This window comes from Caballeronia sp. S22 (genome assembly GCF_964261745.1).
Classification (GTDB): domain Bacteria; phylum Pseudomonadota; class Gammaproteobacteria; order Burkholderiales; family Burkholderiaceae; genus Caballeronia; species Caballeronia jiangsuensis.
The window spans coordinates 16,743-35,167 of the sequence record NZ_OZ180040.1; the positions used below are offsets into that span (position 1 = coordinate 16,743).

Sequence of the window (18,425 nt, forward strand, 5' to 3'; positions counted from 1 at the left end):
AGTAGCGGTCCGGCGCAGGCGCGGCTGAACGTGACGAGTTGTCGTTGACGGGCCGCTGACTTGGCGCATGCGCCAGATGCACGTGAACCGATGGACGGATGACCTCCTGCGGCGTATTCAGGAGGGCCAGACGATCCGACCTTCGTCATCACGCACCGCGTCGCGCTCGCGGACGGCCCCGATATGTACAAGACATTCCGCGATAGGGAAGACCGTTGCATCAAGGTTGTTCTCAAGCCACGAACGCAGCGAAGGAGCGCGGCACGGGCTTTGCGCAGTGCCGCGCATGCCGACACCAAAACGCGACGCCCATGCCGCACGCAGATGAACCTTTGCTCGTCATCTCGCCCCATCTCGACGATGCCGTCTTCAGTTGCGGTGCCGCTGTCGCCGCTGCGCCGGATTCCATCGTATGCACAGTCTTCGCGGGCGTGCCGCACAATGCGCTCGTCACGGACTGGGACGCACAATGCGGCTTCGCGAACGCGCATCAGGCGATGCGCGCGCGCCACGCCGAAGACGCCGCCGCGCTGGATGCGCTCGGCGCGCGCCCCATCCATCTCGGCTTTCTCGATTCGCAATATGCAGGCGATAGCCCCGCCACACACGATGAAATAGCCACGACCCTGCTCGGCGTGATCCGCGCGACGGCTTGTCGTGCGCTAGTCGTCCCGCTGGGTCTCTTTCATTCGGATCACGACCTTGTGCACCGCGCGTGCCGCAAGGCATGGATCGCCGATTCAACGCTCGCCTGCATCGCGTATGAGGACGCTTTATATCGGCGCATGGACGGCCTCGTGCAGACGCGCCTCGCCGATCTCCGTGCTTGCGGGATCATCGCGACGCCCTTATCCGAAGGCATGGACACGGCTCTGCTCGCACGTCATCACAAAGCGAAGCAGCGCGCTGTGAGCCGCTATATCAGCCAGTTGAAGGCGTTCGGCCCGAACGGTTACGACGATGTCTTCGCGCCCGAGCGCTTCTGGACCTTGCAGTCCGCACACCATGACCGGTGAACGAGTCGTTCTTCCCGACGCGGACCGCGCGCGGCTCTCCGTCGTCGTGCTGACTTACAACCGTGCCGATCGGGTTCTCGACGCGCTTGCAAGACTTGCCGCGTTGCCCGATCGCATCGAGATCGTCGCGGTCGATAATGCCTCGACGGACGGCACCGCCGAGCGCATCGCGGCAAACTTTCCTTTGGTGAAGCTCGTCCGCGCGCCGCGCAATCTGGGCGCGGCGGGCCGCAATCTTGGCGTCGCGCGCGTCCAAACGGAATACGTCGCGTTCTGCGACGACGATACGTGGTGGAGTCCCGGCTCGCTGTCTCGTGCCGTCGACGTGCTCGATGCCGCGCCGCGCGTCGGCGTGTTAAATGCGCGCGTGATTGTCGGCGAACACGGTGCAATCGATGAAACCTGCGAGCGCATGCGCGACAGTCCGCTCGCGCGCGACGGGCTGCCGGGCCCCGCGCTTATCGGTTTCATGGCGGGCGCGTGCGTGTTTCGCGCGGACGTCTTCCGGCAAACGGGCGGCTACGAGCCGAGGCTTTTCATCGGCGGCGAAGAGACGCTCGTCTCGCTCGATGTGCTTCGCGCAGGCCACGGGATCGTGTATATGGATGAGCTCGTTCTTCATCATCATCCTTCTCCGCTGCGTGACAGCCCGCAAAGACGTAGGCTGCTCGCACGCAATGCCGCGTGGGTCGCGTGGATGCGTCTGCCGCTGGCCGAAGCGCTGTGCGCTACCCGCGCCGCGATCGCTGTCCTACCCGCGCTGCCCGATCTGAAGGAACTGATCGTGGGCATCGCATGGGCGCTCCGCAGGCGGCGCGTGATCGACAAGCGCGTGCAACTCATGCGGCGTCTTGTCCACGAAGACGACGCACGCCGCGAAGCGCACATAAGCGGCGAACGCGCTGTCGGTTCTACACGCGCCACATAAAAGCGCGCGCGGCGCGCAACGAACCAAACGATATTTGGTTCGCCGCGCGACGAACCGAAAATCGTTTCGTGCTTCTGTCGAGACTCACAACCAGTGGCACGCCAAATGCTGAACCCGGAGGACTGATCCACGCGACTGCGCGCCGCGCTACACGCCTAAGGGGATCGCATGACAGAGAGGCACTCGTGAAGATCGCTTTGATCAGTGAACATGCATCGCCGCTGGCGATCGCGGGCGGCGTCGACAGCGGCGGCCAGAATATCTACGTGGCCAATTTGGCGCGGCAGCTCGCGCGTATCGGCCACGATGTCGATGTCTTCACGCGCTGCGATCGTTCGCTGCTGCCGCTCGTCTCGCGCTTCGAAAACGTTCGCGTGATCAACGTGCCGGCCGGCCCGCCGGTGCAGTTACCGAAGGAACAGCTTCTGCCGCACATGGATTCGTTCGCGAGCTTCATGATCGACTTCATGAAGCAGGGAGCGCAGCCGTATGACGTCGTGCACGCGAACTTCTTCATGTCAGGTCTCGTCGGCTTGCGCATCAAGGACGCGCTCGGCGTGCCGCTCGTCACGACGTTCCATGCGCTCGGACGCGTGCGGCGTCTACATCAAGGCGAATCGGACGGTTTCCCCGATGCGCGTTTCGATATCGAGGACGAGCTCGTGAAGCGCTCCGACTCGGTGATCGCAGAGTGCCCGCAGGACGAGAACGATCTGGTCCATCTTTATCAAGCCGATTCAGCGCGCATCGATCTCGTGCCATGCGGCTTCGATCGCGCGGAGTTTCATCCACTCGACAAGCGCCAGGCGCGCAAACAGCTCGACTGGCCGCAGGATCGCTTCATCGTGCTGCAATTGGGGCGCATGGTGCCACGCAAGGGTATCGACAACGTCGTGCGCGCGCTCGGCGTGTGCCATGCGGAGCATGACGAAAGCGTCGAGCTTTATGTGGTCGGCGGCAATTCCGACGAAGCCAACGAGATCGCAACGCCCGAGATCGGCAGGCTGCGCGGAATCGCGCGGGAATGCGGCGTCGAAGAGCACGTGCATTTCGCCGGACGTTATGGACGAAGCGACTTGAAGCACTTCTATAACGCCGCCGATGTGTTCGTGACGACGCCTTGGTATGAGCCCTTCGGCATCACGCCGCTCGAAGCGATGGCGTGCGGCACGCCCGTGATCGGCGCCGATGTAGGCGGCATTCGCTATTCGGTCGCGCACGGCGAGACGGGCCTGCTCGTGCCGCCGAAGCATCCGGCTGCGCTCGCGCAGGCAATCGCCACGCTCAAGCGCGATGCGGCACTCGCGGGACGCATGGGCGAAGCGGGCCTTGCGCGCGCCAACGCGATGTTCACGTGGTCGAGCGTCGCGCAGGCGCTCGCGCAGGTCTATGCGCGCGTGAGCGGCACAGAATCGCAGGACGCTGCTCGCGTCGCGATGGCCGGAGGATCGCGATGACGCAAGCGCCACGGTCGTCGCGCGCCGCCGTTTTCATGGACAAGGACGGCACCCTGCTCGACGATGTGCCCTGGAATGTCGATCCGCATCACATGCGCCTTGCGCCCGGTGCGCTCGACGCGTTGCGCGTGTTCGCATCGCATGGCGTCCCGCTGTTCGTCATCAGCAATCAAAGCGGCGTGGCGCTTGGCAAGTTCGAGCGGCATGCGCTCGATCTGGTCGAAGCGCGTCTGCAAGCGTTCGCTGCGCAAGCGGGCGCGGCCTTCACGCATATCTACTGGTGCCCGCATCATCCGCACGGCATCGTGCCGGCGTACACGCAATCATGCGAATGCCGCAAGCCCGCGCCGGGCATGTTGCTGCGCGCGGCGCGCGAGCATGGCATCGATCTTTCGCGAAGCTGGTTCATCGGCGACATACTCGATGATGTCGAGGCGGGCCATCGTGCGGGATGCCGCAGCGTACTCATCGATATCGGCAACGAGACCGAATGGCTGCACGGCGAAGGTCGCAACCCGGACCTCGTCGTGAAGGACATGTATGAAGCCGCGATGGCGATCGTTGCCGCGGAGTGTCCTGCATGAAACGCGATCCGGTGAATCCATCAACGCTGCCGCCGGTCGTCGCGGCGCATGCGCGCAAGAGCGCGGCGAGCGACGCGCGCGACTGGGGCGCGGACGTGAAGCGCATCTTGTGCATTCGTCTCGACAATCTCGGCGACGTGCTGATGACCACGCCCGCGTTGCACGCGTTGCGCGGCGCGCAGCCAGGACGGCATCTGACACTGCTCGCGTCGCGTTCGGGCAAGGCAGCCGCGCCGTTCATCGATGCGATCGACGACGTGATCGAGTACGACGCGCCCTGGGTCAAGCGGGATGCACCGACCGATGCCCTTGCCGATCTCGCGATGCGCGCGCGCCTCGCGGCATTGCAGTTCGATGCGGCCGTGATCTTCAGCGTCTATAGCCAGAACCCGCTGCCTGCCGCGATGCTGTGTCATCTCGCCTGCATTCCGCTGCGGCTCGCGCATTGTCGTGAAAATCCATACGGTCTTCTAACAGATTGGATTCAGGAGACCGAGCCGCAGCACGGCACGCGGCATGAAGTGGAACGTCAACTCGCACTCGTTGCGATAGTCGGCGCACGCGCAACCGATACGCGAATGCGTTTCGACGTGCGTCCCGACGATGCCGCGTCGCTCGCGGAAAAGCTCGGCGCACGCGGCGTCGATCTGCATGCGCCGTTCATCGTCGTGCATCCAGGCGCGACCGCAGCATCGCGCCGATATCCGACCGAGCGCTTTGCACAAGTCATCGAACGTCTCGGCACGCAATTGCAATGGCCGATGCTCGTGACAGGCTCGCCAGGCGAATGCTCGCTATGCCGCCAAGCATGCGGAGATAGCGTGCATGCGATCGATCTGTCGGGCGCGCTTGAACTCGGCGAACTGGCTGCGCTCATCGAGCATGCGCGCGTGCTGTTGTCGAACAACAGCGGACCGGTGCATCTCGCATCGGCGCTCGGCACGCCCGTCGTTGATCTGTACGCGCTCACGAATCCGCAGCACATGCCGTGGCAAACGCCGCATCGCGTGCTTTATCACGATGTGCCGTGCCGATGGTGTTATCGCAGCGTGTGTCCCGAAGGTCATCACGCGTGCCTCGTTCAGGTCGGCGTGGACGAGGTCGTGTCCGCCGTGCTTGAACTGTCTGAAAACGCAGCACTCATCAACTCGACAATACAGGCCAGTTAGTCATGTACACATTGGGAATCAATGCGGTCTATCACGACAGCGCCGCGGCGCTCGTCAAGGATGGCGTCGTCATCGCGGCTGCCGAGGACGAGCGCTTCACGCATGTGAAGCACGCGAAGCGCCCCGTGGCGTTCTCGACATGGCAGCTTCCTTTCGATGCGATCGACTATTGCCTCAAGGAAGCAGGCATGGAACTGGCCGATATCGATCACATCGCGTATTCATACGATCCGCATCTCTTCTCGGGCATGCCGAAGGACGCAAAGGCCAGCATCGCGTTACCGATGATGCCGTCGGCGCAGGCCTTGAGCAATCCGTCGGAATCGCCTTGGGACCCGCTGTTTCTGAGCTATATCGTCAACGCGAAAGACCAGTTGCTCGACGGCGCGCCGCATCATCTAAAGCGTCGCTTCGCAAGCGGCGGACGCGCGCCACGCTTCGCCTGGCATAACGTCGATCATCATCTGTGTCATGAAGCGAGCGCGTTTCTCGCGGCGCCTTTCGACGACACCGCCGTGCTCACGATGGACGGACGCGGCGAAGGCGTGACGACGAGCCTCGGGCAATTCGTCAACGGCGAATACAAGCGCCTCAAGCAAGTGGAACTGCCGCATTCGCTCGGCTTGCTGTATGAAGCCGTGACAGGTTATCTCGGCTTTCTGCATTCGTCGGATGAGTACAAGGTGATGGCGCTGGCGTCGTTCGGCGAGCCCGCGTATATCGATCAATTCCGGGAAATCGTGAAATATCGACATGACGGAAGTTATACGGTGGATGCGCCGCGTCTGGTCGAACGTTTCGGTCCTGCGCGCGAACGCGGCGGGCCGCTCACGCAGCATCACTTCGACATCGCGCATTCGCTGCAGGCCGTGCTCGAAGAAACCGCGCTCGAACTTGCGAGGTGGCTGCATGAAAAAACGGGGCTGCGAAATCTTGCGATGGCGGGCGGCGTCGCGCTCAACTGCGTGATGAACGCGCGCCTTCGCGATCGCGGTCCGTTCGATGAAGTGTGGGTTCAGCCTGCGGCAGGCGACGCCGGCACCGCGCTCGGCGCGGCGCAGTGGACGGATTATCAGGAACGCGCGAAAGCAGGCGACCGTGGCCGCAAGTGGCGCATGGATCACGCGTATCTCGGCCCCGAATTCGGCGACGAGGAAATCGAAGCGTTCCTCAAATGGGCGCGCGCGCCGTATCGCAAGCTCACGAATATCGCCGAAGAAACGGCCCAGATTCTCGCTCAGAATCGCGTGATCGGCTGGTATCAGGGCCGCACGGAGTTCGGCCCGCGTGCACTCGGCGCGCGCTCGATTCTCGCATCGCCGATCCATGCGGACATGCAGGCGCGTCTGAATGAGATCAAGGATCGCGAAGACTTCCGCCCTGTCGCGCCGGTCGTGATGGAAGAGCATGCCGCAGACTGGTTCGTCGACGCGCGCGTCGCGCCGTTCATGCTGTTCGTCTTCGATGTTCGCGAGGAGATGAAGGCGCGCATTCCGGCAGTCACGCATATCGACGGCACCGCGCGCGTGCAGACCGTCAATCGCGCGCAGCATCCGCTCTACTACGATCTGCTCGCGGCATTCAGGCAGCGCACGGGCGTGCCGGTGCTCGTCAACACATCGTTCAACACGCGTGGGGAGCCGATGGTGAATACGCCGCGCGATGCGCTCGAATCGTTCTGGACGTCGCCACTCGATGCGCTCGTGATCGGATCGTTCCTCATCGAAAAGCCGGGTGCGCAAGCATGAGCACGTATGCGGGCGTTTTCGAGAACGGCGAAATGAGCGCGATGGATGCGCCCGCTTTGCCACGCGACGATTTCATTCCGGATGTGTCGGTGATCGTCCCGACGTATCGCCGTCCCGCAATGCTCGAACGCTGCGTGCGCGCCCTCGCCGAACAGGCGTACGATCCGATGCGTTACGAAATCGTCGTGTGCGACGACGGCCCCGACGAAGCGACGAAAGCATGCGTGCAGCGTCTCGCTGCATCGTATGCGCAGAACGGTCCGAAGATCCGCTACGTGCCGGTGACGGGAAGCCAGGGCCCGGCAGGCGCGCGTAATGCGGGCTGGCGCTCATCGCTCGCACGACGCATCGCCTTCACCGACGACGACACCATTCCCGATCCGCAATGGCTCGTCAACGGCGTGCGTGCGCTCGATGAAGGCGCGGACGCGGTATCGGGCCGCATCGTCGTGCCGCTGCCCGATCGTCCGACCGATTACGAGCTCGACGCCGCCGGACTCGCGAACGCGGAGTTCGCTACCGCGAACGCATTCGCGACACGCGCGGCGCTCGAACGCACGGGCGGTTTCGATGCGCGCTTTACATCGGCATGGCGCGAGGACTCCGACCTGCAATTCGCGTTGATGCGCGCGGGACTCAAGATCGCTCGCGCGGAAGACGCAATGGTGCTGCATCCCGTACGCCGCGCGCGCTGGGGCGTGTGCATTTCGCAGCAGAAGAAGAGCCAGTTCGACGCGCTGCTCTACAAGAAGCATCCCGCGCTCTTTCGTGAGCGCATCCGGCGCGGACCGCCGCTTCTCTACTATGCGATGCTCGCGGCGCTCGTTGTCACGATCGTGTCGATATTTGCGGGTGCGCCACGCATCGCCGCGATGGCTGCGATCGCATGGATCGCGATGACGTTATGGTTCGCCGTGCAGCGGCTGAAGACGACATCGCGCACGCCCGCGCATATCGCCGAAATGTTATGGACGTCGGCGATCATTCCGTATCTGTCGATCTACTGGCGCATTCGTGGCGCGTTCAAGTTCAGGGTGTTTTTTCCATGATCGAGCGCATCGTAATCTTTCGCGCGCTGCAACTCGGCGACATGCTATGCGCCGTACCCGCGTTGCGGGCGCTGCGGCGCGCTCATCCGCAAGCGCATATCGCGCTCGTCGGCCTGCCCTGGGCGAAAAGCTTCATCGAACGCTACCCGCATCTGCTCGATGAACTGATCGTATTTCCCGGCGCGATCGGCTTTCCCGAACAGGAAGAAACCGACGCGCATTTGCCCGCATTTCTGCGCGCGTTGAGCGAACGCCGCTTCGATCTCGCGATCCAGTTGCATGGCAGCGGCGGCGTGGCGAACCGTATCGTCGAAGGCATGGGCGCACGGATGAACGCGGGCTTTCTCAAGCCCGACGAACGCATGCACGAAGGAGCATTCATCCCTTGGCCGGATGAACTTCCCGAGCCCGCGCGCTATACCGCGCTGATGCAACGTCTCGGCATCGACGCGGATGCACTCGCTCTCGAGATTCCGCTGACCGATGACGACACACGCGAATGCGATGCGCTCATCGACATATGCGCGATCAATTGCGACAGGCTCGTGCTCGTTCATCCGGGCGCGCAGTTGCCGTCTCGCCGATGGCCCGTCGAGCGCTTCGGCGAAGTGGCGCGCGCGTTGTCGAAAGCGGGATGGCAGATCGCGGTCACTGGCGGCGCGGGCGAAGCGTCGCTGACGGCTCGCGTCGCGCACGATGCCGGTGCGCAGGCGATCGATCTCGCCGGACGCACGTCGCTGGGTGCGCTTGCCGCGCTCGTCGCGAGGGCGCGGATCATTGTCTGCAACGACACAGGCCTTTCGCATGTCGCCGCGGCGATGCGCACGCCGAGTGTCGTCATCGCATCGGGCAGCGATACGCGCCGTTGGGCGCCGCTCGATCATGCGCGTCATCGCGTGCTCGCGGACTGGCCCACTTGCCGGCCTTGCGCGTTTCCCGAATGTCCCTACGGCCACGAATGCGCGCTCAATGTGAGCACGCGCGCCGTGATCGATGCCGCCTTCGCACAGCTTGCATACACCCATCCGGAGGAGGCGCTTCTTCATGCCCACGACTAGTTCCCGGCGCTTGCGTGTGCTCACGTGGCATATCCACGGCAATTATCTGTATTACCTGAGCCAGGCGCCGCACGACTTCTATCTTGTCACGCGTCCGGGTTATCCGCCGGGCTATGCGGGCACGGCCGGCGCGTTGCCGTTCGGCGCGAACGTGCAGGAGATTCCGGCAAGCGAAGTGCCGTCGCAATCTTTCGATGTCGTGCTGTTCCAGCACAAGCATCAATGGGACGACGATCGCCTCAACCTGCTCACCGATGCGCAACGGCGCTTGCCGCGTGTCTATATCGAACACGATCCGCCGCAGGAAAGCGCGTTCGAACAGAGGCATTGGGTGCAGGAACGCGACACGCTGCTCGTGCATGTCACCCACTTCAACCGCCTGATGTGGGATAGCGGCGAGACGCCGACGCGCGTCATCGAGCATGGCGTGATCGTGCCGGACGACGTGCGTTATAGCGGCGAACTGGAGCGCGGCATCGCGGTCATCAATCATCTGCGTAAGCGCGGCAGGCGCCTCGGCCGCGATGTCTATGCACAAGCCGCCGCCGCGTACCGATCGATCTCGTCGGCATGGATGCGCAGTCGGCGGGCGGCATCGGCGAGATCGGGAATCTGGAGTTGGCGGCTTTTACCGCGCGTTATCGCTTCTTCTTCAATCCGATTCGCTGGACGAGCCTCGGGCTTGCCATCGTCGAGGCCATGACGATAGGCATGCCGATCGTCGGACTTGCGACGACCGAGCTATCGACTGTGATTCGCAACGGCGAGAGCGGCTTTATCCATACGGATACGCAGGCGCTGATCGACGCGATGGAGCACCTGCTGCGCGATCCCGCCGAAGCGCGGCGTCTCGGCGAAGGCGCGCGGCGAACCGCGCTCGAACGCTTTCATATCGACCGTTTCGCCAGCGACTGGGACGAGGCTTTGCGCTACGTATGCAGCTAGCGGATCAATCAGACAGGACATGACGACATGAGAGAAGCGTATAGAAAGCGGATTCTGGTAACGGGCGGCGCGGGCTTTCTCGGCTCGCATCTGTGCGAGCGGCTGCTGGCGCTGGGTCATGACGTGCTGTGTGTCGATAACTTTTACACCGGCACGAAGGACAACATTGCGCATCTGCTCGATAGCCCGAACTTCGAGTTGATGCGTCACGACGTGACGTTTCCGCTCTATGTGGAAGTCGATGAAATCTATAACCTCGCGTGCCCTGCTTCGCCGATTCATTACCAGCACGATCCCGTGCAGACGACGAAGACGAGCGTGCACGGCGCAATCAACATGCTCGGGCTGGCGAAGCGGGTTCACGCGCGAATCTTTCAGGCATCGACGAGCGAAGTGTATGGCGATGCGCACGTGCATCCGCAGCAGGAAGCGTATTGGGGCAACGTGAATCCGATCGGCCCGCGATCGTGTTATGACGAAGGCAAGCGCTGCGCGGAAACCCTCTTCATGGATTATCGGCGGCAGCATGGGCTTTCGATCAAGATCGCGCGCATCTTCAATACGTATGGGCCGCGCATGCATCCATCCGACGGGCGTGTGGTGTCCAACTTCGTGATGCAGGCGCTTTCCGGCGAGCCGATCACAGTGTATGGCGAAGGCACGCAGACGCGCTCGTTCTGCTATGTCGAAGACATGATCGATGCGTTCATTCGCCTCATGAACACGCCTGAGGAAATCACTGGGCCGGTGAATCTGGGCAATCCACATGAGCTGTCGATGCTCGATATCGCGCGGCGCATCATCGAATTGACGGGGTCGTCGTCGGAGATCGTGTTTAAGCCTCTGCCAATGGATGATCCGTGGCATCGTCAGCCGGATATTTCGATGGCGCGTGAGGTTTTGGGTTGGATGCCCACGACCGCGCTCGATGATGGGCTCACGCGCACGGTACGGCATTTTCGGCGGGTTATCGAAGCGGCGGATGCGCGGGCGGCGCAGAGGGTTTAGTGAGACGGCTGACTCCATTCAGTCGAAGAAAGTCTTCGATGCCCTAGCGCAGGATTCTGAAGCGAGTATTACGAAAAGCCATACACGACAAGACATGTCAGAGATATTGTTGAAAGCCCGCCTTCAATGAGCGGGCTTTTCTCTACCGCAAGGATCTTTGACGACGTGGTTATGCCGGTTCACATGTAACTGCAAGACGATCAAGGCCGCGACTTGCGCGGTTCTTCGACGGTGCAGGGCCCCGAAGGAAGCCTTGAAGTGCTTGCTCTCTCCCATTGCTTCCCCGTTCCGTAGACGCTCTCACGGGAAAGGTGACGGGTCAGCGCACCCACTCGCCCCTTACGGTCGAGAAGGAGAGGCAGGATGAAGCCTATTACACCGGTTCATCTCGAGGATGGGAAGGTCGGCGCCATTATGACGCTCATGCCGAATATCAAGGACAAAAACTGAATGCTTCCCCTCGAGATCCCGCATGGTTGATTCGATAGAAATCACATCTGCGGATTTCAGGGTTGTCGAACCTCGCAGCAGCCCTTGCTTCATTAGATTCGGTCAGTTGCGCGAGATTGAGCTTCTCAGCATCCTTGAGCAGCGACCAGCCGCATACCTTCAGCGAGGGATCGATTTTCCGCTGCGCACGGCGCACGCCATCAAGCGCTTTGGACGCATGCGCCACGGCATGAAGCTTGTCGAAGGTCACACGCGCATCGGGCAGGTGTGCGTCTACGCCCTTGATGAAAGCAGCCGACATGTCGATGCTTACCGATTCGATCTGCCGGGCGCTGCGTTGTGTTCTTCCAGGTGCAGGGCAAAGCGTTCGACCACCCCGGAACCCTTGCCCGGTGTGACGAAGATCACGCGTCGATTGTCAATGTCAGCCACCAGCGAAACGTAGTCGTGGCCGCGTCGGCACGAGGTTTCATCGATGGCTTCTGCGCTGAGCTGGGACAGATCAGTCGCCGCCACGGCCGGGTCCACGTAACGGTCACAGATGGCCTTCACCCGATGCCACGGCGGCAAACGTCATCTCCCGGCACAGCGCTATCACGAGCGCCTTCTACGAAATGCCTCTATGGATGCACGACGCGATCCGATTGGTCCTCGACCATACCGGAAACGGAGACACGCCTGATTCGGGAGATATCACCGCGATCTCGCTCGTGTTCACTTCTCTCGCATCATGGGCAGTCGTGGCATTCGGGCTTCTATGTCTGTATCTCTTGATTCGACTCGTGGTGAAACGATGTCGGGGATCGCGGAAGACTCGACTGCTACTCTGAAGACGTCCTCGCCGTCACCCCTCCAATCGTCCCAATCAACTTCGGCGCAGGCACGGGCTTCGTCAAATGTGCCTGAAACCCCGCCGCCCGCGCGCGCCCGCGCGCATCGGCCTGCGTATGTCCCGTCAACGCAATCGCGGGCGTCCGCTCGGCAAGCGATGCGCCACGGCTCGCCTCTTCCTCGCGTATCAGACGCAAGACTTCATAACCGTCCTGCTCGCCGCCGAGCACGATATCGCACAGGAAAACATCCGGCCATTGCGCCGTCGGCAAGCCGCGCAATCGCGTGATCGCTTCGTCGCCCGACGCACACAGCACCACAAGTGCGCCCACCGATTCGAGCACGGCCTCCAGCGCGTCGCGCGCTTCTTCCTGATCGTCCAGCACCATCACGGTGATGCCGTTCAACGCGTCGTCGTGTGCGGCGGCGTGCGCGCTCGTATCGTCGAGCACCGGGCGTAGAGGCATCGTCGCGACATAGGCGACATGCTTGTCGATATAACGCGGCGCCAAACTGCCGCCCGTCTCCGTCAAGGCCTTTTCGAGGCGCCGCACTTGTTGAGGCGTAAGATCCGCGGGATTCGGGCGCTGCCCCATCACCGTGAGACTCGCCTGATTTTCCTCGCGGAACACGCGCAATTCGATGCGCTCGCCGCGCGTCGCAGCGCTCATCTGCGCGCGGCACAACTCGGCGACGATCTGCTGCAGCACGCTCGGATCGCCGGACACGCGCAAGCCCGGTTCCGTGATGACCGTGTACAGATTCACGCCGCGCTCCGCGATCTCCTCATGCAGCGCATCGACGACGCCGGCCACGAGCGTATCGAGTCCGACCGCCTGCGCCGACACCTTGCGCTGCGCGTGCTCCAGTTCTCCCTGCTGCCATTGCAGCGACCACATGCGCGCATACACGCCATCGCGCGCGAGCAGTTCGTCGTGCTGCCCCTGTTCGACGATACGTCCATGCTCCATCACGAGAATCCAGTCCGCATCAACGACCGTGGACAGCCGATGCGCGATCACGATCGACGTGCGCCCCTTCGCGAGACGATCGAGCTCGTTCTGGATCGCGCGCTCCGAACGCGTATCGAGCGCGGAGGTCGCTTCGTCGAACACGATGATGCGCGGATTCTTTAGAATGGCGCGCGCAATCGCGATGCGCTGCCGCTCGCCGCCCGAAAGCCGCACGCCGCGCTCGCCGACGCGCGTGTCGTAATGATCCGGCAGACGCTCGATAAAGCCGTCCAGTTGCGCCGCGCGCGCGGCCTGCACGATATCGGCGCGCGTCGCATCGGGACGTCCATAGCCGATGTTGTAGGCAATCGTATCGTTGAACAGCACCGTGTCCTGCGGCACGATGCCGACCATCGCGCGCAGGCTGTCCTGCGTGACCTGCGCAATGTCCTGCCCGTCGATTCGGATCGCGCCGGCCGTCGGCTCATAGAGCCTGAAAAGCAGCTTCACGAGCGTGGATTTACCCGATCCGCTGCCGCCCACTACCGCGAGCTTCTTACCCGGATGCGCGCGAAAATCGACATCGCGCAGAATCTGCCGCGCCGGGTCGTAGCCGAACTCGAGATGATCGAACTCGATCTCGCCCGCCATCACGACGAGCGGCTGCGCCTCTTTCTCGTCGACGTCCTCGCGCACGCGGCCGCGCGAAAGCAGGATCGTGAACATGCGCTCCACGTTCACGATCGCGTCATTGGTCTCGCGAAACACGAAGCCAAGCGTGTTGAGCGGATTGCACACCTGCACGATATACGCGTTGACGAGCACGAGATCGCCGACGCTCATCGTGCCCGCGACGACATGTTGCGCCGCGCGCAGCATCACCGCCGCAATGCCGACCGCGATGATCGTGCTCTGCCCGACATGCAGCAGCGTGAGCGCGCGCTGATTGGCGACGCGCGCATGGACCCACTCTTCGAGCACGCTGGAAAGCCGGTTCGTCTCGATGCGTTCGCTCGCGAAGAACTTCACGGTCTCGTAGTTGAGCAGGCTGTCGACGAGACGGCTGTCGGACTGCGCCTCCAGCTTGTTGACCGCGCGCTGGAAGCGCATCCGATAGCGCGTGAAGATCAGCGTCCACACCGAATAGAGCACGAAAGTCACGGCGATGATGACCATGAACTCAAGCGCGTAATTGCTCACCATGATGGCGACGACCGTGCCGATTTCGATCATCACCGGCACGACAGTAAAGAACGCCGTGCCGAGTAAAAAGCCGATGCCGTCCGCACCCTTTTGCACGTCGCGCACGACGGCGCCCGTCTCGCGCTGCGCGTGAAAGCGCGCGCCCAGCGCATGAAGATGCGCGAACGTTCGCTCGGTGAAGGACGCCACCGTGCGTTGCGTGACGATACTGAATACGATGTCGCGCGCCTCGTTCAGCACATCGCCGAGATAGCGCAGCAGCACGTAGGCAAGCACCAGAAAAACGGGAAAAACGACGCTCGTCGCAGGATGGCTGAACTCGTCGATGACGCGCTTCAACAGCAGCGGCACCGACACGACCGCAAGACGCGCGCCGATCATCAGGACGATCGCGGCGGCGGTCTTATAGCGCCATGCCCAGACCGCGCGCCACAGATCCGCGATTATGCGGCGGCGCACGCGCGTGCGCTGCGCATCGGACGCGCTGGACACATTGGATGCGGCGTGAAGCGTCACTCCTTCAAGTCCTTGCGCTTCGCCGCGCCCGCACCCGATGCGCCCTGCGAATGCCTCTGCTGCACGCGCGCTTCCTCGGCGCGCTTGAGCGTCGCGGGATCAGTGCCCGATTGTCCAGCCGCACCCGCGCCGCCCGCCACGCCCGCGGATTTGCCCGACACGCCATCTCCCGGCGACTTGTTGCCGGGCGGCGCGCCGTTCTGCTGCGCGCCCGCGCCTGCCGCGCCCGACATGCACGCGCATGCGAGCGCGAGTGTCAGTACTGTCCGATAGATTCGGTTCATTGAACCATTCCTCCCGCTGACAACCCGTGTTTTGCCAGCAACCCGTGCGCCCGCCCACGTGTCGGAGATTTGGCACAAACGATGCTTAAAAAAACGGCCACCGCTTTCAACTCGAAGCCTTCATGGAAGCACGGAGGATTCCTTGCAGCCGGCGGCTCTTCAACACATGCACCAGGCGGATCGTGCCTGTCCCCCTCCGTTTCCCGCCGACTTGTTTCGACATAGCCGACACCCGGAACATGTTCGGATAGGGTGGCGTGCGTTTGATGTTGGGGGGAAACAGCCAAGCGTTGAAGTGTCGTAATCGAAGTAGATGGATCGCAGTTGATGAGCAGTACCCCTTGATGTGGCAAAGCGTTTTTCGTTTTTCTCCATACCGCAATACGCGTTAGTCCCGATCGATGGAAACCGCCGACCGGGGCTGTCCAACTGCATGTCGCGGTGTGCACACGAGCTATTTGAGCTGAACTCCCTGATGGCGACTGCAATGATGGTCGACAGAGGGCTCGGCGTGTCGCTGGTCCCAGATATCGTCTCACCGCTAACCGAGAAGTTGAACATTGCACGTACATGGACGCCCCCGTTTGCCAAGTTCTCAGTCGTGGTGATCGAAAGGAAAGATTGCACCCGCACATTCGGACTTTCTATGCGAGACGAGCTCGCTGTCCCTGATGGGTTTTGCTGGTCGGTGCCCTAACGCTTACGCGCACTCGAGGTGCCTCGGTCAATGTGGGTTGAACCTACCACGGTCTTACCTGTCTTGCCATCACTTCGTGATCGCCTGAGCAATCGGTGGTGTGTTTCCTTCGGTGTAGATCTGTCCTCATTCAGTCGATCTGGCTACGCAGCTGCACTAGCGGCTGGGAAGTCGGCTCGGAACTGTCGGTCGTGGACAAGCATTGCCCAGATGGTCCGAGCAGTCTTGTTCGCCACCGCAACAGCGGCAACATTCTTGTTCCGGCGAGCTACCACGTTGAATACCCAATTCTTCGGATCGGCCTTCTGCATCGCTTGGCAGATGACTGACTTGGCGCCATGGATCAGCATGGTTCTGAGATAGGCATCGCCACGTTTGCTCATGCCGAGCAGGTTCTGCTTGCCTCCACTGGAGTGATGTCGCGGCACAAGTCCCAGCCACGCTGCCAGCTGGCGCCCGTTGTCGAAATTCTTCGCATGGCCGATCGTGGCTACCAGTGCCGTGGCCGTGAGCGGCCCGATCCCCGGTACCTTCTCCAGACGTTGGCTGGCTTCGCTGTTGCGATGCCAAGCCTTGATTTGGTCTTCAATCTCGTCGACCTGACGATGCAGCATCTGCAGACGGTCGAGCAGCCGGGCGCTCAAGAGACGGAACGCGCCCGGCAATTCATTGCAGGCATCTTCGATGAGTTCCGGCACACGCTGCGCAATGTGGGCGATGCCCTGTGGCACGATCAGTCCAAATTCGCCCAACAGGCCGCGGATCTGGTTGGCCTGCGCCGTGCGGGCTTTGACAAACCCTGACGAACTCGGTGCAGCGACAACACTGACTGCTGCTCAATGTTCTTGATCGGTATGAAGCGCATCGAGGGGCGCCCGACGGCCTCGCAGATCGCCTCAGCGTCGGCCGCGTCGTTCTTGTTGCTCTTCACATAAGGCTTCACGAACTGGGGCGCGATCAACTTGACGGTCCCATCGCCTGCAGCTTGCGCGCCCAATATTGCGCACTGCCGCAGGCCTCCATGCCGATTACACACGTCGACAGGTTCGCGAAGAACGGCGCCACCTGGTCACGTCGAAGCTGCTTACGCAGTACCGCCTTCCCGTGTCGGTCAACACCGTGGACTTGAAACACGTTCTTCGCCAAATTGATTCCGATCGTCGTAATCTCCATGGTGAACGCTCCTGTCGTTCGAGTGGTTGAGGACAACTCCACTCTGGCACATCGATGCCGTTATAGGTGGGGGCGTCCATCCCATTGCTTACCGTTACCGATGAAGTCAGAACCTCGCCGATTTGGCGTGTTGTGGCAGCGGGCATCGCCCGCGGAAGACTCATCAATGGACTTCTGCAATGTCAGTTGCTTCGCGAGTTCTGAGTCGCTTTCAGCGAAGGCAGATGTCGCTACCTGCAGGCACGTTATAACGCAACCAGCTGTCAAGGCAATCCGACGGCGCATGGACGTAAGACTTCCCCATGATGTGCAACGTTGCGAGAAAGACTTTTCCTCAGGCCGACGCCTATCGCACATGCTCGGGAGAGAGCATCACGAACTAGACGCGCTCAGCGACTGGAGGAGTCTGCCAAGATCTTGCGGCTGCACGCGGATGATTCCTCCTCGCGGGCTATCAATGTCAACAATAAGCGCGAGAGACAAAGAGATGGTCACGGGCAATATGGTCATGAGCAGACCCGCGCGCCTCTTACCCTTCGCTCCATACCCTTGAACTGCACAACCAAACAGCGCAATTACGATCATCAAAATCCAGGCGCCAATCGGTATGTGGTTGATTCTTGCAGCCTCCGAATAGTCCTGCGAGTTCAACACATCATTCATTCCCGCAACGACCAGCGCCCCGATAGGCGTCGGCTGAGACTGAGACACCTGAACGGCGAGTCCCCACATATCAGCCTGTAACCTAGCAATCTGTAGATCGAGCTGTCTTCGTTCGTTTAGATCGCGGGTCTGAAATTCATTGAAACGAAGTCGCGCGTATTTCAGCAGTGCGACCTTCATCGCGTGGCGCTCGGCGGGCGCGGCGATAGGACTAATGAAACACGGAGCGTTTTTTGCTTCAGTGTGGTAATCCCAAAAGCGGGCGTCCCTTAGGCCGTGCTCCACTATGGACAACGCGCGTCGGCCCAAGCTTGTTTTCTTCGCGACGAAGTGCCCCGAGCCGATTCCGGGGCACTCAGCGGAAGACTACCGTGTGTATGCGTCGTATCGGCCGGGCACCAGCGGGCGCTTCATGGGTACATTGAAGGTCGTGCGCGTGACGGACGGCCGATTGCTTTTCCCTTTCGATGGAGCCGAGGAAATCGGTCCGTTCGACACGAAGGATGCGGCGAAAAGTGCCGCGACGCTGCGCGGTATGGAAATCGTCCAGGCGGACCTCCGCTCACCGGAGCTCTAGGCGGATTATGGCGAGGGCTCGCTGGAAGAAGCGCTCCACGGTTCGCACGAACACATGCCCGCGTACACGCCGGGCGGCACTGCTGGGAATGAACCGGGTAGTGCCCGACCTCGAAG

General features: G+C 61.9%; 12 protein-coding genes and 6 pseudogenes. 13 read left to right on the top strand and 5 right to left on the bottom strand.

Annotated features, from left to right (window positions below; translation table 11 throughout):
• Positions 1-55: 55 nt before the first annotated feature.
• From ACEN42_RS38320 to ACEN42_RS38370, 11 genes and pseudogenes are all read left to right on the top strand, one after another.
• A pseudogene (locus ACEN42_RS38320) lies at positions 56-240 on the top strand (glutathione-dependent formaldehyde dehydrogenase); the annotation flags it as partial.
• A 71-nt stretch (positions 241-311) separates the two neighbouring features.
• Entirely contained in the window at positions 312-1,016 is a 705-nt protein-coding gene (locus ACEN42_RS38325) for a PIG-L family deacetylase (protein ID WP_371884328.1), read from the top strand.
• Positions 1,006-1,944, top strand: coding sequence for a glycosyltransferase family 2 protein (locus tag ACEN42_RS38330; protein ID WP_371884329.1), 939 nt, complete (start codon positions 1,006-1,008; stop codon positions 1,942-1,944). Before ACEN42_RS38325 ends, ACEN42_RS38330 begins: the two co-directional genes overlap by 11 nt.
• A 185-nt stretch (positions 1,945-2,129) precedes the next feature.
• Positions 2,130-3,401, top strand: a complete 1,272-nt coding sequence (locus ACEN42_RS38335) for a glycosyltransferase family 4 protein (RefSeq protein WP_371884330.1) — start codon at positions 2,130-2,132, stop codon at positions 3,399-3,401.
• Entirely contained in the window at positions 3,398-3,985 is a 588-nt protein-coding gene (locus tag ACEN42_RS38340) for a D-glycero-alpha-D-manno-heptose-1,7-bisphosphate 7-phosphatase (RefSeq protein ID WP_371884331.1), read from the top strand. The genes ACEN42_RS38335 and ACEN42_RS38340 overlap by 4 nt, the downstream gene beginning before the upstream one ends.
• Positions 3,982-5,154: a glycosyltransferase family 9 protein gene (locus tag ACEN42_RS38345; protein WP_371884332.1), complete on the top strand. Its 1,173-nt coding sequence runs from the start codon at positions 3,982-3,984 to the stop codon at positions 5,152-5,154. Before ACEN42_RS38340 ends, ACEN42_RS38345 begins: the two co-directional genes overlap by 4 nt.
• Before the next feature lie 2 nt (positions 5,155-5,156).
• On the top strand, positions 5,157-6,902 hold the full coding sequence (locus ACEN42_RS38350; protein ID WP_371884333.1) for a carbamoyltransferase: 1,746 nt from the start codon (positions 5,157-5,159) through the stop codon (positions 6,900-6,902).
• Between the two features lie 32 nt (positions 6,903-6,934).
• A complete protein-coding gene (locus ACEN42_RS38355; RefSeq protein ID WP_371884661.1) occupies positions 6,935-7,951 on the top strand; it encodes a glycosyltransferase family 2 protein in 1,017 nt (338 codons plus the stop codon).
• Positions 7,948-9,009, top strand: a complete 1,062-nt coding sequence (locus ACEN42_RS38360) for a glycosyltransferase family 9 protein (RefSeq protein WP_371884334.1) — start codon at positions 7,948-7,950, stop codon at positions 9,007-9,009. Before ACEN42_RS38355 ends, ACEN42_RS38360 begins: the two co-directional genes overlap by 4 nt.
• Positions 8,996-9,954: pseudogene (locus ACEN42_RS38365) on the top strand (glycosyltransferase). The gene ACEN42_RS38360 and the pseudogene ACEN42_RS38365 overlap by 14 nt, the downstream one beginning before the upstream one ends.
• A 27-nt stretch (positions 9,955-9,981) precedes the next feature.
• Complete coding sequence (locus ACEN42_RS38370) at positions 9,982-10,962, top strand: UDP-glucuronic acid decarboxylase family protein (RefSeq protein ID WP_371884335.1); 981 nt, start codon at positions 9,982-9,984, stop codon at positions 10,960-10,962.
• Positions 10,963-11,518: 556 nt separating this feature from the next.
• Here ACEN42_RS38370 and ACEN42_RS38375 read toward each other — a convergent pair.
• The 3 genes and pseudogenes from ACEN42_RS38375 to ACEN42_RS38385 all read right to left on the bottom strand — a co-directional run.
• Positions 11,519-11,973 (bottom strand): annotated as a pseudogene (locus ACEN42_RS38375) (transposase); the annotation flags it as partial.
• A gap of 260 nt (positions 11,974-12,233) precedes the next feature.
• A complete protein-coding gene (locus tag ACEN42_RS38380) occupies positions 12,234-14,891 on the bottom strand; it encodes an ATP-binding cassette domain-containing protein (protein ID WP_371884662.1) in 2,658 nt (885 codons plus the stop codon).
• A 20-nt stretch (positions 14,892-14,911) separates the two neighbouring features.
• Positions 14,912-15,199, bottom strand: a complete 288-nt coding sequence (locus ACEN42_RS38385) for a hypothetical protein (RefSeq protein ID WP_371884336.1) — start codon at positions 15,197-15,199, stop codon at positions 14,912-14,914.
• Between the two features lie 451 nt (positions 15,200-15,650).
• On the opposite strand from ACEN42_RS38385, the pseudogene ACEN42_RS38390 reads away from it, so the two are divergent.
• Positions 15,651-15,779 (top strand): annotated as a pseudogene (locus ACEN42_RS38390) (LysR family transcriptional regulator); the annotation flags it as partial.
• Positions 15,780-16,039: 260 nt separating this feature from the next.
• Here the strand turns inward: ACEN42_RS38390 and ACEN42_RS38395 are convergent.
• Positions 16,040-17,069 (bottom strand): annotated as a pseudogene (locus ACEN42_RS38395) (IS110 family transposase).
• Positions 17,070-17,441: 372 nt separating this feature from the next.
• A pseudogene (locus ACEN42_RS38400) lies at positions 17,442-17,801 on the bottom strand (hypothetical protein); the annotation flags it as partial.
• A gap of 217 nt (positions 17,802-18,018) precedes the next feature.
• Here ACEN42_RS38400 and ACEN42_RS38405 point away from each other — a divergent pair.
• Positions 18,019-18,309, top strand: coding sequence for a DUF6723 family protein (locus tag ACEN42_RS38405; RefSeq protein ID WP_371884337.1), 291 nt, complete (start codon positions 18,019-18,021; stop codon positions 18,307-18,309).
• The last annotated feature ends 116 nt before the right edge of the window (positions 18,310-18,425 follow it).

Coding starts and splice junctions, on each gene's coding strand:
- ACEN42_RS38325 (WP_371884328.1), top strand. CDS start 312: ATGCCGCACGCAGATGAACCTTTGCTCGTCATCTCGCCCCATCTCGAC.
- ACEN42_RS38330 (WP_371884329.1), top strand. CDS start 1,006: ATGACCGGTGAACGAGTCGTTCTTCCCGACGCGGACCGCGCGCGGCTC.
- ACEN42_RS38340 (WP_371884331.1), top strand. CDS start 3,398: ATGACGCAAGCGCCACGGTCGTCGCGCGCCGCCGTTTTCATGGACAAG.
- ACEN42_RS38345 (WP_371884332.1), top strand. CDS start 3,982: ATGAAACGCGATCCGGTGAATCCATCAACGCTGCCGCCGGTCGTCGCG.
- ACEN42_RS38350 (WP_371884333.1), top strand. CDS start 5,157: ATGTACACATTGGGAATCAATGCGGTCTATCACGACAGCGCCGCGGCG.
- ACEN42_RS38355 (WP_371884661.1), top strand. CDS start 6,935: ATGAGCGCGATGGATGCGCCCGCTTTGCCACGCGACGATTTCATTCCG.
- ACEN42_RS38360 (WP_371884334.1), top strand. CDS start 7,948: ATGATCGAGCGCATCGTAATCTTTCGCGCGCTGCAACTCGGCGACATG.
- ACEN42_RS38370 (WP_371884335.1), top strand. CDS start 9,982: ATGAGAGAAGCGTATAGAAAGCGGATTCTGGTAACGGGCGGCGCGGGC.
- ACEN42_RS38385 (WP_371884336.1), bottom strand. CDS start 15,199: ATGAACCGAATCTATCGGACAGTACTGACACTCGCGCTCGCATGCGCG.
- ACEN42_RS38405 (WP_371884337.1), top strand. CDS start 18,019: ATGGACAACGCGCGTCGGCCCAAGCTTGTTTTCTTCGCGACGAAGTGC.